This window comes from Rouxiella sp. WC2420 (assembly GCF_041200025.1).
GTDB lineage: Bacteria > Pseudomonadota > Gammaproteobacteria > Enterobacterales > Enterobacteriaceae > Rouxiella.
In genome coordinates, this window is sequence record NZ_CP165628.1 from 267,410 (window position 1) to 281,217 (window position 13,808).

Here is a 13,808-nt window from a genome sequence, read left to right on the forward strand (position 1 = left end):
ATAATTTAGAGAATATAAGCAATGCTGCTAACAAAGCGTCTGGTATCGATTAAATTCACTTGCCACTTACTGTACATTTTGTAAGGTATACACTCGCGCGCTAACAGGGCAACAAGCCGCACTGTCACCCGTTTCAAGGGGTGATTTGTGCCAAAACGGTGCAAACGCGCAATCAATGCAGTTATCACCCTCAGGGCAGGACAGTTATTATGAAAAATGTAGGTTTCGTCGGCTGGCGCGGTATGGTCGGTTCTGTGCTCATGCAACGCATGACAGAAGAGCGCGATTTTGACGCCATTCGTCCGGTATTCTTCTCCACTTCGCAGCACGGCCAGGCTTCGCCAGTATTTGGCGGCCATCAGGGCACGCTGCAAGACGCCTTTGATATCGACGCGCTGAGTGCGCTGGATATTATCATTACCTGTCAGGGCGGGGATTATACCAATGAAATCTATCCAAAGCTGCGTGAAAGCGGCTGGCAGGGTTATTGGATCGACGCCGCTTCTTCTTTAAGAATGAAAGACGACGCGATCATTATTCTGGATCCGGTTAATAGCTCAGTGATCCATGAAGGTATTGATAAAGGCATCAAAACTTTTGTTGGCGGTAACTGTACCGTCAGTCTGATGCTGATGTCGCTGGGTGGCCTGTTTGCCAACGACCTGGTTGAGTGGGCATCGGTTGCTACCTATCAGGCGGCGTCCGGTGGCGGTGCGCGTCACATGCGCGAGCTGCTGACCCAAATGGGCATGCTGCATAACTCTGTCGCTCACGAGCTGCAAAATCCTGCTTCCGCTATTCTTGATATCGAGCGCAAGGTTACCGAACTGACTCGCAGCGGCACTCTGCCGACTGACAACTTCGGCGTGCCTTTGGCCGGTGGTCTTATCCCGTGGATCGATAAACAGCTGGAAAATGGCCAAACCAAAGAAGAGTGGAAAGGTCAGGCCGAGACCAATAAAATCCTGCGAACTTCCAGCGTGATCCCGGTTGACGGCCTGTGCGTGCGCATCGGCGCGCTGCGCTGCCACAGCCAGGCGTTTACTCTGAAACTGAAAAAAGACGTGTCTATCCCTGAAATCGAACAGATTTTGGCGACGCACAACGACTGGGTCCGCGTTATTCCTAACGATCGTGAACTGTCGATGCGTGAGCTGACCCCGGCTGCCGTCACCGGTACGTTGAACACCCCGGTTGGCCGTCTGCGTAAGCTGAACATGGGTCCTGAATATCTGTCCGCTTTCACCGTGGGCGATCAGCTGTTGTGGGGCGCTGCAGAACCACTGCGCCGCATGCTGCGTATTCTGCTGTAATCCATCTTTGCACGTCATCTCAGGGATACCATTTGGTATCCCTTTTTTATTTTCTTTTTGCTGTGAAATTGGCTGTTTTATCACCGTTTTGTAGCGTGTTATCTTTTCTAAAAATTTCTTTTAATTCAGACCTTGCTCCTTGAAAGCTTTGGCTATGCTTAGTAAAGGCAGAATAAGATTTTGAGTATGGCATTTGTCTGTATTTTCAAAATTTGTGAATACAGACGGATATTGTTGGCTGACTCTGCGCATAGTGAGGAGATGGGTATTCTTGAAGGATTAAATCTGGCAAATAGGCCATTTTCAGGATGAAAGCACGACGCTAAAGGAAAAAATGCTCGGGCCGAGACAATGTTGTTTATTGGAGTTTGTTGATTAATTGATCACAGGATGAAACACCATGCCAGTACTTCCCGATCAGCACGTCGTTAACCAAATTTTTTCCGGCCGCTATGCCGATCCCTTTTCACTGCTGGGGATGCACGAAGTGGCCGCAGGTTTGGAAGTGCGTGCTCTTTTACCGGATGCCGACCAGGTTTGGGTCATCGACCCGCAGAAACAGAGTCGGGTTGCGGAGCTGCGACGCTATGACGAACGCGGCTTTTTTGTCGGCCTGATGCCGCGCCGCAAAAAATTTTTCCGCTACCAGCTTGAGGTCCGCTGGGGCGATGACACCTATATCATTGATGATGCCTACCGCTTTGGCACGCTATTGCAGGATATGGATATCTGGCTGTTGGCGGAAGGCACGCACATGCGTCCCTATGAAAAGCTGGGCGCGCACCCTATGACGCTGGATGGTGTCGAGGGCGTGAGTTTTGCCGTCTGGGCACCCAACGCCACGCGTATCTCCGTGGTTGGCGAGTTTAACTTCTGGGATGGTCGCCGTCATCCTATGCGTTTGCGCCGCGAAAATGGTATTTGGGAACTGTTTATCCCCGCCGCGCGCGAAGGCCAGCTCTACAAGTTTGAAATTATCGACTGCTACGGGCACATGAGTCTGCGGGCTGACCCTTACGCCTTTGAGGCGCAGATGCGTCCGGAAACCGCCTCGCTGATACGAAAAATCCCCGACGTGGTCGAGTTCTCCCCACAGCGTAAAAAAGCCAACGCCTTTGACCAGCCGGTCTCGGTTTATGAGGTTCATCTCGGGTCCTGGCGTCGCCATACCGACGATAATTTCTGGCTAAGCTACGGCGAACTGGCCGAGCAGCTGGTGCAGTATGTTAAATGGATGGGCTTCACGCACATCGAGCTGATGCCGATCAACGAGCATCCTTTTGATGGCAGCTGGGGCTACCAACCGCTGGGCATGTATGCCCCAACGCGGCGCTATGGTTCTCCCGTCGAGTTCAAGGCGTTTGTCGATGCGGCTCACGCGGCCGGGCTAAACGTGATCCTCGACTGGGTGCCGGGTCACTTTCCGAGTGATGCCTACGGGCTGGCGAAGTTTGACGGTACCGCGCTGTATGAATACGCCGATCCCCGCGAAGGATATCACCAGGACTGGAACACGCTAATTTACAACTATGGCCGTCATGAGGTTCGCAACTATCTGGCGGGTAATGGTTTTTACTGGATTGAGCGCTATGGTATCGATGGCCTGCGGGTGGATGCAGTGGCGTCGATGATTTATCGCGATTACAGCCGCAAAGCCGGGGAATGGATCCCCAATTACTTTGGCGGTCGCGAAAACCTCGAGGCGATCTCCTTCCTGCGCTATACCAATCAGACCATTGGCCGTGAGTTGGGCGGCGCGGTTACGCTGGCCGAAGAATCTACCGATTATCCTGGCGTCACCATGCCGCCGGACGCCAACGGTCTTGGCTTCCATTACAAGTGGAACATGGGGTGGATGAACGACACGCTGCGCTATATGCAGCTCGATCCGGTTCACCGCAAATATCACCATAATCTCCTCACCTTCGGCGTACTTTATGCTTACAGCGAGAACTTTATGCTGCCGCTGTCTCACGATGAGGTGGTGCATGGCAAAGGTTCGCTGATCGATAAAATGCCCGGCGACGCCTGGCAGAAATTTGCCAACCTGCGCGCATATTACGGTTTTATGTGGGCGCATCCGGGTAAGAAACTTTTATTTATGGGCTGTGAATTCGCACAGGGCCGAGAATGGAACTTTAACCAAAGTCTCGACTGGCATCTGCTCGATGACCAAAACGGCTGGCACGCCGGTGTGCAACATCTGGTGCGCGATCTCAACCACACCTATCGCGAGCAGTCTGCGCTGTATGAGCTGGACTTCAACCCGCGCGGCTTTGAATGGCTGGTGGTCGATGACCATGAAAATTCGATATTTGCCTTTGCCCGCCGCGATGATCAGGGCAACGAGATCATTGTTATCAGCAACTTCACGCCGGTTCCGCGCTATAACTATCGGATTGGCGTCGGCCGCCCGGGGCGTTATCGCGAAGTGCTGAACACCGATGCCCATTACTATCACGGCAGCAACGTCGGTAACGTCGGCGAGGTCTACACTGATCCTTATCCGAGCCATCAGCGCGATCACTCTGTTTCGCTGGTTATCCCTCCTCTGGCAACCATTTATCTGCGTCGGGAGGATTGCTGATGAACTCTCTTCAGCCCGGCAAGCCCGCACCGTTTGGAGCGAGTTACGACGGAAATGGCATTAATTTTTGCCTGTTTTCTGCCGAGGCTGAAAAGATTGAGCTTTGCCTGTTTGACGAACAGGGCAACGAAAAACGCCTGCCGCTGCATGCCAGAAGTGGCAACCGCTGGCACGGCTATTTGCCGGGTGGAAAAGTAGGCCAGCGCTACGGCTATCGCGTTCACGGGCCGTTTAATCCCGCCACCGGCCATCGTTTTAATGCACACAAGCTGCTGATAGACCCCAGCGCGCACGCGTTGGAAGGCTCGCTGGTAGACGATCCTCGTCTCAATGGCGGCATTGATATCCTCGACACGCGCGACAGTGCCGATCTGGTGCCGAAATCGGTGGTTACCGCCGATAAATTTGACTGGCATCGTGATGTCTCTCCGGCTGTTCCCTGGGGCAGAACCGTGATTTATGAGGCCCACGTGCGCGGTTTGACGCAGCTTCATCCCGAGATCCCCGAGGCGCTGCGTGGAACCTATGCCGCGCTGGGTCATCCGGTAATGCTGGCCTATTTTAAAAAGCTCGGCATAACTGCACTGGAACTTTTACCGGTACAGCATCACGCCGATGAGCCAAGGCTACAGCGGTTAGGTTTGAGTAATTACTGGGGTTACAACGTGTTAGGCCCCTGTGCTTTGGAGCCGGATTACGCCAGCGGCCAAAACGGCGTCAGCGCGATAGATGAATTTAAAACCGCCATTATGGCGCTGCATCAGGCGGGCATTGAAGTGATTCTCGACGTGGTGTTTAACCACAGCGCCGAGCTGGACGTGGGCGGGCCGACGGTTTCGTTACGCGGTCTCGACAATCGCGCCTGGTACTGGCTCAACGAAGACGGCAGCGACAACAATCTTACCGGCTGTGGTAACGCGATGCGTTTGATTGACGAGGATATTATTGCCTGGACACTCGACAGCCTGCGTTACTGGGTCAAAAGCTTCCACATCGACGGTTTTCGTTTTGATCTCGGAACGTTACTGGGCCGCACGCCGGAATATTTGGTGGATTCACCGCTGTTCAGGGCGATCAAGGCCGATCCGCTGCTGAGCAACTGCAAGCTGATTGCCGAGCCGTGGGACATTGGTGCGGGCGGTTATCAGGTGGGTAATTTTCCCTATCCTTTCGCCGAGTGGAGCGATCGCTGGCGTGACGATATCCGCAAATTCTGGCTGCACGGCACGCTGCCGCTGGGGCAGTTCGCGACTCGTTTTTCGGCCTCTGACGATCTGTTTGAACATGAGGGCCGTTTGCCTTACTCAGCCATTAATATGCTGACCGCGCACGACGGATTTACGCTGCGTGATTTAGTAAGTTTTAACGAGAAGCACAATGAGAGCAACGGCGAGAACAACCGCGACGGCCACGATAACAACTACAGCCAGAACCACGGTGAAGAGGGCCTGAACGCCTCCGCAGCCGTTAGCCAGCAGCGGCGTTTGAGCCAAAAAGCACTGCTGGCAACGCTGCTGTTATCGCAGGGCACGCCGATGCTGCTGGCGGGTGACGAATTCGGTAATTCACAGCAAGGCAATAACAATGCCTATTGCCAGAATAACGAAATCAGCTGGCTGGACTGGCAGAACGGCGACAGCGAGATGACTGATTATGTGGCGGCACTGATCGCGTTACGCAAAAAAATTCCGGCATTGATGCGAGACAAATGGTGGCAGGGAACTTCTGAAGATGTGCATTGGCTAGACCGCTGGGGGCAGCCGATGACCACACCCGGCTGGGAACAAGGCGGGCAGCAATGTTTGCAAATTTTATTGTCCGACCGCTGGTTACTGGTGGTTAATTCATCACTGAATGACGTCGAAATGGCATTACCCGAAGGCCGCTGGCAGTGTGTTGCGCCCTTTGGCAATGAACAGCAAAACGTCAGGGAAGGCTCGTCTTGGCGGGCAACGGCAAAAACACTCTGCGTATTGATCCAAGGTTAGCAGGGCATCAGAAAGGGTTCAGCTATGGCTACATTAGAATTTAATGACCGCATGATGTTGGCGAGACAACTGCCTCTCAAATCGGTAGCGCTGATCCTGGCCGGTGGAAGGGGATCGCGTCTAAAAGATCTCACGAACACCCGAGCCAAACCCGCAGTTCATTTTGGTGGCAAGTTTCGGATTATTGATTTTGCCCTGTCGAACTGCCTCAACTCGGGGATCCGCCGGATCGGCGTGATCACGCAGTATCAATCGCACACGCTGGTGCAGCATATTCAGCGCGGCTGGTCATTCCTGAACGAAGAAATGAATGAGTTTGTCGACCTGCTTCCGGCACAGCAACGTCAGATGACCGAGAATTGGTACAAAGGTACCGCTGATGCGGTTTATCAGAATCTGGATATTATTCGCCGCTATAACGCCGAGTACGTGGTTATCCTCGCGGGGGACCATATTTACAAGATGGATTACTCGCGCATGTTGATCGATCACGTCGAAAAAGGCGGCGAATGTACCGTAGCCTGTCTCGAAGTTCCGCTGGAAGAGGCGAGCGAATTCGGCGTCATGGACGTGGCTGAAAATTACCAGATTAAGTCATTTCTCGAGAAACCAAAGAATCCGCCGTCGATTCCCGGCCAACCTGACAAGGCAATGGCCAGCATGGGGGTCTATATTTTTAATGCGGACTATTTATTCAGTTTACTGGAAGAGGATATGGCCAGTGAAGAATCGAGCCATGATTTTGGTAAGGATCTGATCCCTAAAATTACTCGTCAGGGCGTTGCCTGGGCGCATCCTTTCCAGCTGTCCTGCGTGACCTCGAACAATGAATTACCGCCATATTGGCGCGACGTGGGCACGATAGACGCCTACTGGCGCGCCAATCTGGACCTGGCTTCGGTGACGCCGGAGCTGGACATGTACGACACCAATTGGCCAATTCGCACACATATGGAACCGCTGCCGCCAGCCAAATTTGTGCAAGACCGTTCGGGAAGTCATGGCATGACCATGAACTCGCTGGTCTCGGGAGGCTGTATTGTTTCTGGATCGGTAGTTGTACATTCAGTGCTTTTTCCGCGCGTGCGCATTAATTCATTTTGCAATATCGACTCAAGCATCCTATTACCTGATGTTAACGTCGGCCGCTCCTGCCGTCTGCGTCGGTGTGTGATAGACAGAGCTTGCCATATCCCGGAAGGCATGGTGATTGGAGAGAATGCAGAGGAAGACAGCAAGCGTTTTTATCGGTCGGAAAGCGGGATCGTTCTAGTGACCCGCAGCATGCTGGCGAAATTATAGCGCTGGCGACAAGATCGAATTATTCACTTATTTCAGTTCGCGCCAATCAACGAAGGTAGCGCGATGAAAATTCAGGAGCGAGAATGCAGGTTTTACATGTTTGTTCCGAGCTGTTTCCTCTGTTGAAAACTGGCGGTCTTGCTGACGTTGCCGGCGCTTTGCCCGCCGCGCAAATTGCCGAGGGGGATGACGTTCGAGTGCTGATTCCTGCTTTTCCCGATGTCAAAAAAGGCATGGGTGAAACGCAGTTAGTCGCCTCCATAGACACCTTCGCCGGCCACGTAGACCTGCGTTTTGCTCTCTACAATGGGGTCGGGATCTATCTGATCGATACTCCTTATCTCTACAACCGGCCCGGCAGCCCGTATCACGATCAGTCCTCCAACGCCTATGTAGACAACCATTTGCGGTTTGGCCTGTTGAGCTGGATCGCCTGCGAGCTGGCGTGTGGGCTTGACCCTAACTGGAAGCCGGAAGTGGTTCATTCCCACGACTGGCACGCCGGGTTAACTTCGGCCTACATTGTTGCTCGCGGGCGTCCGGCAAAAACAGTATTTACTGTACACAACCTGGCGTTTCAGGGGCTGTTTTTTGCTCAGCATCTGGCCGAATTACAGCTGCCAGCCGAGTTTTTCCAGATGCGCGGCCTCGAATTTTACGGGCAGATTTCCTTCCTCAAGGCCGGGCTGTTCTATTCTGATCACGTCACTACGGTCAGCCCGACCTATGCCAAAGAGATCACTCAACCGGCATTTGGTTACGGCATGGAATCGCTGCTGCTTGAGCGGCTTAGCGAAGGCAAGCTGACCGGGATCCTTAACGGGGTTGACGAGGCCATTTGGGAACCTAAAACCGACGTGTTGTTGTCCGCGCGTTACAGCGCCGATGACTTGCGCGCCAAGGCAATCAACAAAGCTTATTTACAACGCGCCATGGGGCTTGACGTGGACGACTCGCGGCTGGTTTTTGCCGTGGTGAGCCGTCTGACCAGCCAGAAAGGGCTGGATTTGGTGCTCGAAGGATTACCCGAGCTGCTCGAGCAAGGCGGGCAACTGGCGGTGCTGGGCGCGGGTGATGCTGTGCTGCAACAGGCGTTCTTGGCCGCGGCGGCAGACCATCCCGGACAAGTCGGCGTTCAGCTGGGTTATCACGAAGCTTTTTCACACCGCATTATCGCCGGTGCCGACGTCATCATGGTGCCAAGCCGGTTTGAGCCGTGCGGATTAACGCAGCTTTATGGTTTGAAATACGGCACGCTGCCGCTGGTGCGCCGCACCGGTGGACTGGCCGATACCGTGGTGGATTGTGCACTGGAAAATCTGGCCGATGGCACGGCGAGCGGGTTTGTGTTTGAAGAAAGCACCGGAAAGTCGCTAAGCAATGCTATTCGCCGTGCATTCGTGCTGTGGAGTCGCCCGAAACATTGGCGGCACGTGCAGCATCATGCAATGGGAATTGATTTTGGTTGGAAAGTAGCTGCGCAGGCTTATAAGAGCCTTTATCAACGGCTTTGAACCACAAACATAATTGGGAACGTAACGCTATGACTTCACCGATTAACTATACTTCGCCGACCGTCAGCGTCGATGCACTTAAGCATTCCATCGCTTATAAGCTGATGTTTATTCTTGGGAAGGACCCTTCTGTTGCCAACCAGCATGACTGGCTGAACGCCACGCTATTCGCCGTTCGCGACCGCATGGTCGAGCGCTGGCTGCGTTCGAATCGGCATCAGCTTTCCCAGGATGTACGTCAGGTTTACTATCTTTCCATGGAGTTTCTAATTGGCCGTACCTTGTCTAATGCGCTGCTGTCGATGGGAATTTACGATGATATCAAACAGGCACTCGACGAGATGGGCCTGGATCTGGAAGAGTTGATTGGCGAGGAAAATGACCCTGGCCTCGGCAACGGGGGTTTAGGGCGTCTGGCAGCCTGTTTCCTGGATTCCCTGGCTACGCTGGCGCTACCTGGGCGCGGTTACGGCATCCGTTATGAATACGGTATGTTCGCGCAAAATATTGTTAACGGTGAGCAGCGCGAGTCGCCGGACTACTGGCTGGAATACGGTAACCCGTGGGAGTTCCAGCGCTACAACACCCGCTATAAAGTCCGTTTTGGTGGCCGCTTGCAGCATGAGGGTTCCAAGACGCGCTGGCTGGAAACTGAAGAGGTCGTGGCGGTCGCCTACGATCAGGTCATTCCCGGTTTCGATACCGATGCCACCAATACATTAAGGCTGTGGGGCGCGCAGGCGAGTAATGAAATTAATCTTGGTAAGTTTAATCAGGGCGATTACTTTGCTGCGGTAGAAGATAAAAACCATTCAGAAAACGTGTCGCGAGTGCTCTATCCCGATGACTCGACCTATTCTGGCCGCGAGCTGCGTTTGCGTCAGGAGTATTTCCTGGTCTCCGCCACGGTGCAGGACATTCTGGTCCGCCATTACAATACCCACAAAACCTTCGACAATCTGGCGGATAAAATCTCTATCCACCTGAATGACACCCACCCGGTGCTGTCGATCCCCGAGTTGATGCGCCTGCTGATTGACGATCACAAGGTCAGCTGGCTGTCGGCGTGGGACACGGTAAGTCGCGTGTTTTCTTACACTAACCACACGCTGATGACCGAGGCGCTGGAAACCTGGCCGGTAGACATGCTCGGCAAGATCCTGCCGCGTCATTTGCAGATCATTTTTGAAATCAATGAACACTTCCTCAATCATGTTGAAGAGGTGCTGCCAGGGGACAACGCAATGAAATCGCGCGTGTCGATCATTGATGAAAACAACGGTCGCAAGGTGCGTATGGCGTGGTTGGCGGTTATTGCCAGCCATAAAGTCAACGGTGTCTCGGCGCTGCATTCGGATTTGATGGTCAAATCGCTGTTTGCCGATTTCGCCAGGATCTATCCTGATCGCTTCTGCAATATGACCAACGGCGTGACGCCGCGTCGCTGGCTTGGGCTGGCTAACAAACCACTATCTGCGCTGCTCGATGACGCGATTGGCCACACTTGGCGCACCGATCTCAGCCAGCTGGCGGAGCTGAAGCAGGACATTGACTATCCGAGTTTCCTGAAAGCATTGCAGAAAGCCAAGTACGAAAATAAAAAACGTCTGGCCGCTTATGTTGGCGAGAAACTTGAGGTGGTCATCGATCCTCACAGCCTGTTCGACGTGCAGATCAAGCGTATTCACGAGTACAAACGCCAATTGCTGAACGTGCTGCACGTGATTACCCGCTATAACCGGATTATTGACGATCCCGAGGCTAATTTTGTGCCGCGCACGGTGATCTTCGCCGGTAAAGCCGCCTCTGCATATTATGCCGCCAAGCAGATCATTCATTTGATCAACGACGTGGCGACGGTGATCAACAACGATCCGCGCACCCAGCATAAGCTGAAAGTGGTGTTTATTCCGAACTACAGCGTCAGTCTGGCTCAGCTGATTATTCCGGCGGCCGATCTTTCCGAGCAAATTTCACTGGCGGGCACTGAGGCGTCGGGCACCAGTAACATGAAGTTTGCCCTCAACGGGGCGCTGACCATTGGTACGCTTGACGGTGCCAACGTCGAGATGCTGGAGCACGTCGGCGAGGAGAATATCTTTATCTTTGGCAACACCACGCCGGAGGTTGAAGCGCTGCGGCAAAATGGCTACAACCCGCATGATTATTACGATAATGACCCAGAGCTGCACAAAGTCCTGACGCAGATTGCCACCGGAGTTTTCAGTCCGACCGATCCGCGCCGTTATCACAACCTGTTCGATAGCCTGGTTAACCTTGGCGATCACTATCAGCTGCTGGCGGATTATCGCAGCTATGTCGATACGCAAGATAAGGTCGACGAGCTTTATCAACAGCAGGACGAATGGTCACGCCGGGCGCTGCTAAATATTGCCAACATGGGATATTTCTCGTCAGACCGAACGATCAGTGAATATGCGGAGAAAATTTGGAATATTAAGCCGGTGAAGCTTTGATGAAGGGATAGGGGCTTTTTAGAAGCCCCTTTTTTCCAGAAATCGAATCTTATGACGCCAGTGACAGGCCTTTACGCTGCTGCGCGTTATTTTTCAGCCATTCGGCCACACGCGCCTGCTCAGGCTTGGTGAGCCACATCCCCAACTTGGTACGACGCCAAATTGCATCATCCAGCTCGACAACCCACTCTTTCTCAACCAGATAGCGTAGCTCGGCCTCATACAGTTCATGACCGAAATTTTCACCCAGCGACGCAATTCCGGTCGATCCTTCAAGGATCAGATCGGTCTGGCTGCCGTAGGTGCGAGCATAACGAAGCGCCAGAGACTCTGAGAGCCAGCTGTAACGACGGCTCAGTTCAATGGCGTAGCCGTCGCGATCACCGTTGATGTTACCGCCCGGCAGCACGCCATTTTTGGTCCAGGCAGGACCGGCGTTAGGGTAATATTTCGACAGTTTCTCCATCGCGTGTTCGGCCAGCTTACGATAGGTGGTCAACTTGCCGCCGAAAATAGACAGCAGCGGAGCCTTACCCTGTTCGTCATGCACGTCCAGCGTGTAGTCGCGAGTGATCTTCTGGGCAGAGTCCGATTCGTCATCACACAGCGGACGCACGCCAGAATAGGTCCAGACAATATCTTCTTTGGTCAGCTGCTTTTTAAAGTAGCTGTTGTAAATTTTCAGCAAATAGTCGACTTCTTCGTCGTCGATTTTGACGCTTTTCGGGTCGCCGTGATATTCCACGTCAGTGGTACCGATAATCGAGAATTCATCCATCCACGGAATCACGAAGGCAATTCGGTTGTCTTCGTTTTGCAGGATATAAGACTGCTGTTCGGTATGCACGCGTGGCACCACGATATGGCTGCCTTTAATCAGGCGAATACCATAAGGCGATTTCAGCTTCAGGCCGTCATCAAACAGCTGTTTGACCCACGGACCCGCGGCGTTGACCAAACCTTTGGCCCGGAAGGTAAAGGTCTTGCCGGTATCAATTTCCTGCGCTTCAACCATCCACAGACCGTTTTCGCGCCATGCACGATTAACACGGGTGCGAGTACGAATTTCACCGCCGCGCTCTTCGACTTCCTGAGCATTCAGTACCACCAGACGAGCATCATCGACCCAGCAGTCAGAATATTCAAAACCGCGAGTAATCTCAGGCTTCAGCACGGAGTTTTCGCCAAATTTCAGGCTGTTACTGCCTTGCAGACTGGTGCGTTTACCCAAATGGTCGTACATAAACAAACCGATGCGGATCATCCACGCCGGGCGCAGATGTGGCTGATGCGGCAGGCGGAAACGCATAGGGAAGGCGATGTGCGGCGCTAATTTCAGCAGAACTTCGCGTTCAGCCAGCGCTTCGCTGACCAGACGGAATTCGTAATGCTCAAGATAGCGCAGACCGCCATGAATGAGTTTAGTACTGGCCGAAGAGGTCGCGCAGGCCAAGTCTTGCGCTTCAAGCAGCAAGACAGACAGCCCACGGCCAGCCGCATCTGCTGCGATACCGGCGCCGTTGATGCCGCCACCGATTACGATCAAGTCTTTGGTTTCCACGTCATCTTCCTCCAGATGTTCGCAATAGCTCTTTAATGTTCGTTTTCGCTCATTAGTGTAATCGATAACCAACAAACAAGCCAAGAGTTAACCAAATAAAAACATTCATGCGTGATGCAGGTAACATTTTTAACCTGAATTAAAGGGGGATACAGCAAATCGCGGGTAAAAGCTCATCTGGTTTTTCGTTATTGCGCGTTTAGAGGAGAGGTAAGGAAGGCGGAAAGTGAATATGAACGCAGTTTCAGGGCTGGGATTGATTATAACGCCGGGAAGCGGAGAAGGTTTCCCGGCAGATTATTAGCAGAGTTCTAGCTGAACTTCATACTTGCTGATCAGCGCCATCACGCTTTCTGGCGGTTTCTGATCGGTAAACATGTAATCGATCAGACTCATATTGCCAAGGTTTACCATGGCGTTACGACCAAATTTGGAATGGTCGGTAACCAACATCACATTGCGCGAGTTTTCGATTATTGCACGCTTGATTCGCGCCTCATGATAGTCGAATTCGAGCAACGAACCGTCCATATCAATGCCGCTAATCCCCAGAATGCCGTAGTCGAGACGAAACTGAGAGATAAAATCTAGCGTCGCTTCGCCCATAATGCCACCGTCACGGCTGCGAACTTCACCGCCAGCCAGCAAAATGCGGAAATCTTCTTTTGGGCTCAGCAGCGTTGCGACGTTGAGATTATTGGTAACAATACGCAAGTCTTGATGGTCGAGCAGGGCATGAGCCACCGCTTCCGGAGTGGTCCCAATATCGATAAAAAGCGTTGAGCCGTCAGGGATTTGCGAGGCAACGCGGGCAGCAATGCGCGCTTTTTGATCTGACCACATGACTTTTCGGTCGGTGTACGCGGCATTGACTGAGCTGGAAGGCAGAGCAGCACCGCCGTGGTGGCGATGAATTTTATTCTGCTCGGCCAAATCGTTGAGGTCACGACGAATCGTTTGCGGGCTGACGGCAAAATGCTCGACCAGCTCTTCCGTGCTGACATAGCTTTGCTGGCGCACCAGTTCGACAATGGCGTTATGTCGTTGTGTTTGTTTCACCTAATTC

General features: G+C 53.0%; 8 protein-coding genes. 6 read left to right on the forward strand and 2 right to left on the reverse strand.

Annotated features, from left to right (window positions below; genetic code table 11):
• Positions 1 to 209 precede the first annotated feature (209 nt).
• The 6 genes from asd to glgP all read left to right on the forward strand — a co-directional run bounded on the left by asd (position 210) and on the right by glgP (position 11,181).
• Positions 210 to 1,313 carry an aspartate-semialdehyde dehydrogenase gene (gene asd / locus AB3G37_RS01270; RefSeq protein WP_009635710.1) on the forward strand — a complete coding sequence of 368 codons (1,104 nt, stop codon included), beginning with the start codon at positions 210 to 212 and terminating at the stop codon, positions 1,311 to 1,313.
• Positions 1,314 to 1,713: 400 nt separating this feature from the next.
• Positions 1,714 to 3,900: a 1,4-alpha-glucan branching enzyme gene (gene glgB / locus AB3G37_RS01275; RefSeq protein ID WP_009635711.1), complete on the forward strand. Its 2,187-nt coding sequence runs from the start codon at positions 1,714 to 1,716 to the stop codon at positions 3,898 to 3,900.
• Complete coding sequence (glgX, locus tag AB3G37_RS01280; protein WP_369789477.1) at positions 3,900 to 5,888, forward strand: glycogen debranching protein GlgX; 1,989 nt, start codon at positions 3,900 to 3,902, stop codon at positions 5,886 to 5,888. Before glgB ends, glgX begins: the two co-directional genes overlap by 1 nt.
• Positions 5,889 to 5,912: 24 nt before the next feature.
• Positions 5,913 to 7,190 (forward strand): glucose-1-phosphate adenylyltransferase, encoded by a 1,278-nt coding sequence (gene glgC / locus AB3G37_RS01285; RefSeq protein WP_009635713.1) that lies wholly within the window; start codon positions 5,913 to 5,915, stop codon positions 7,188 to 7,190.
• 83 nt (positions 7,191 to 7,273) lie between these two features.
• A complete protein-coding gene (glgA, locus tag AB3G37_RS01290; RefSeq protein WP_369789478.1) occupies positions 7,274 to 8,704 on the forward strand; it encodes a glycogen synthase GlgA in 1,431 nt (476 codons plus the stop codon).
• Between the two features lie 29 nt (positions 8,705 to 8,733).
• Positions 8,734 to 11,181 carry a glycogen phosphorylase gene (gene glgP, locus AB3G37_RS01295; RefSeq protein WP_009635715.1) on the forward strand — a complete coding sequence of 816 codons (2,448 nt, stop codon included), beginning with the start codon at positions 8,734 to 8,736 and terminating at the stop codon, positions 11,179 to 11,181.
• Positions 11,182 to 11,230: 49 nt separating this feature from the next.
• Here glgP and glpD read toward each other — a convergent pair whose 3' ends face one another.
• Together glpD and AB3G37_RS01305 are read right to left on the reverse strand one after the other, a co-directional pair.
• A complete protein-coding gene (gene glpD / locus AB3G37_RS01300) occupies positions 11,231 to 12,742 on the reverse strand; it encodes a glycerol-3-phosphate dehydrogenase (protein WP_369789479.1) in 1,512 nt (503 codons plus the stop codon).
• A gap of 300 nt (positions 12,743 to 13,042) precedes the next feature.
• Complete coding sequence (locus AB3G37_RS01305) at positions 13,043 to 13,801, reverse strand: DeoR/GlpR family transcriptional regulator (RefSeq protein ID WP_009635717.1); 759 nt, start codon at positions 13,799 to 13,801, stop codon at positions 13,043 to 13,045.
• Between the last annotated feature and the right edge of the window lie 7 nt (positions 13,802 to 13,808).

What these genes read in the sequence shown, in the direction of transcription:
- asd (WP_009635710.1), top strand. Translation starts at nt 210, where the DNA reads ATGAAAAATGTAGGTTTCGTCGGCTGGCGCGGTATGGTCGGTTCTGTG.
- glgB (WP_009635711.1), top strand. Translation starts at nt 1,714, where the DNA reads ATGCCAGTACTTCCCGATCAGCACGTCGTTAACCAAATTTTTTCCGGC.
- glgX (WP_369789477.1), top strand. Translation starts at nt 3,900, where the DNA reads ATGAACTCTCTTCAGCCCGGCAAGCCCGCACCGTTTGGAGCGAGTTAC.
- glgC (WP_009635713.1), top strand. Translation starts at nt 5,913, where the DNA reads ATGGCTACATTAGAATTTAATGACCGCATGATGTTGGCGAGACAACTG.
- glgA (WP_369789478.1), top strand. Translation starts at nt 7,274, where the DNA reads ATGCAGGTTTTACATGTTTGTTCCGAGCTGTTTCCTCTGTTGAAAACT.
- glgP (WP_009635715.1), top strand. Translation starts at nt 8,734, where the DNA reads ATGACTTCACCGATTAACTATACTTCGCCGACCGTCAGCGTCGATGCA.